We start from the raw sequence: 2,102 nt of genomic DNA, 5'->3' as shown, positions 1-2,102 counted from the left end.
TGCTCAAATGCAAAAGTAAATACTAGTTTGCAGGAGTAAATTCCACCGACAACTTGAGAAGCAAACAAAACCCGCTGAATAGAGCTTATTTATGGTATAATAAAGGCATAATTTGGCCGGGTAATTGTAAAAATGGGTATAACAAAGTAGAGGGTAGAAAAAAGCGCAAAAATTTGCAGAACAAAATTCCACCCCCTAAAAAGGACCATTGGGAGCAGACGATGTTCGTCAGGCAAGAAAAAGGCGGATTAGAAATTGTTGTTCGAGCTATCTTCAATAAGCTGCTGATCGTTAAGAATTAACCGGATGGCGGCCAGTTGTTTCTCTAAACGATCAATCACACTCACTGCGAAGCTGCCGTATGTTATCCAAAAGATACTCGATAAAATCATCTGCCGAAAGCGGTATGGATTGTCCATACTCATCAAAAAGGATATCGTCATAAGTCTTCTCCATGAGAACCCGGCACCTCCTTGCATTCAGCCAGCAAGGCCGGAGAGAGCGTAACCTCTTCCGGAAGAATGGCTGCAATGCCCAGATCACGGAGAATGTGAGCTCCGTGAAAGAAGCTGAACGCGGTTGCTGGCGACCTGTCGTTCAGCTTCTTCCTTATCAGCGAGTTGATGTGACAGGCCAGCAAACACACATGGTCTTGGGTCAGGTTATCGAAAGAAGTGCCTTTCGGTAGAGCCATGCGAATAAATTCATGACTCCGTTCAATCCCTGCTTTTTGATGAGGAGAGGAAGGCTCACAGTAAAACAATTTTGTCCGTTGACAGCCCTTGTCACCGGTTTCGATCGCAGTAGGGTTAGAGAATTCCGTCCCATTATCGGTAAGAATAACAGGGAACAGACGCTTGAATGTTTCACTGCCCAACGTCTGCTCCAGCATATCAAACGTGTCAATGACCGATTGAGACGTGTTGCGATCTCTAATGAAGATCAGCATCAGGTCTGTCTGGGTAAAAAAGATCGTTAATAAAACTTTTCCGCCTTTTCGCCCCTCAACAGTGTCCATTTGCACGATGGGTGTATCGGGATGTTCTTGTAGGTATGTTTGGAAATCCTGATAGCTACGGCCAATAAGACAATTTTTATCGACCTTGAAAGGCTTGCTGCACTGCCTGGGACGGTATCGGACCTTGCGGGGCAGATCAATATTACGGACAGTCAAAGCACAGCGTTCAACAAGGTTGTAGATAGTCCGTTCGCTGCAAATAAGCTTGTCTGCCTGTGAGACATAGATATGATGAATGGATTGGTTCTTCTTAATCAGCGGTGCAATGACCTCATCGATACCTCGAATCTCTTCTTCGGTGTAGGAAATACCTTCCCGGCAGAAGGATAATGTATCACGGTAGTTTTTGTGTGCCGTTAGTGCCGTATATAGATATTTGGTTAAGACGCAACGACTCCTTTGCTTGCAGCCGTTACAGACATAAGGCGGCCGTGAAAGGTAAAGACAGTGATCTTCCTGGAAGTCTGGGCAAACTTTGTTGCACCTCTTACAACTTCGGCAGTAGTAATGTTTGCATCCCGATGTATCGCACAAGTCTTGCACTGTACATGTTTTTTTATGAATACAGCTGTTGGGAATACGTCCATACGCACCAGATACATGGACGGTACGGTGACGGCGGACTTCTTTGGAAATCGTGGAAGGATGCTTATTAATCTCTTCAGCAATTCGACGGAAGGAATAACCGCCATTAAGGCATGTTTGAATATAGCTTCGGTCATCCAGGGTTAAGTGTTTTTGATTTGGCATGACCAGTGCTCCTTTCATCCACCGGCTGCCTGATGAACATCGCCCTCACTAACATTATACCGGATAAGATGAAAGCAGTTTATGTATAATTAGAGCGAACATGTTAATTTGTCCAATGTTCTACAAAAGTACTGACTCCCACAATGGTTGCTTGGCGCGAAGCGCCGCGATATAAAAAATTCCAGTCGGGCTATGCCCTCCTTTCATTTTTTATATCGTGTTTTTTTATCGTGGAATGAGTTACGCATGCAGATTTAAATTCAACATGTTGATTTGCAAGACTAAATTCTACGGTTTCCTAAGGGTTGGGTGGAATTTACTTTTGCAATTAAGG

At 44.2% G+C, this 2,102-nt stretch carries 1 protein-coding gene; it reads right to left on the bottom strand.

Features of this window, described 5'->3' with window-relative positions; all coding sequences use genetic code 11:
* Positions 1-439 precede the first annotated feature (439 nt).
* Complete coding sequence (locus HPY74_20895) at positions 440-1,786, bottom strand: IS30 family transposase (GenBank protein ID NSW93064.1); 1,347 nt, start codon at positions 1,784-1,786, stop codon at positions 440-442.
* Positions 1,787-2,102 lie beyond the last annotated feature (316 nt).

This window comes from Bacillota bacterium (genome assembly GCA_013314855.1).
GTDB lineage: Bacteria > Bacillota > Clostridia > Acetivibrionales > DUMC01 > Ch48.
The sequence above is the reverse complement of the archived record's forward strand: the minus strand, read 5'-3'. Positions and strand labels throughout refer to the sequence as shown.

Coding starts and splice junctions, on each gene's coding strand:
- HPY74_20895 (NSW93064.1), bottom strand. CDS start 1,786: ATGAAAGGAGCACTGGTCATGCCAAATCAAAAACACTTAACCCTGGAT.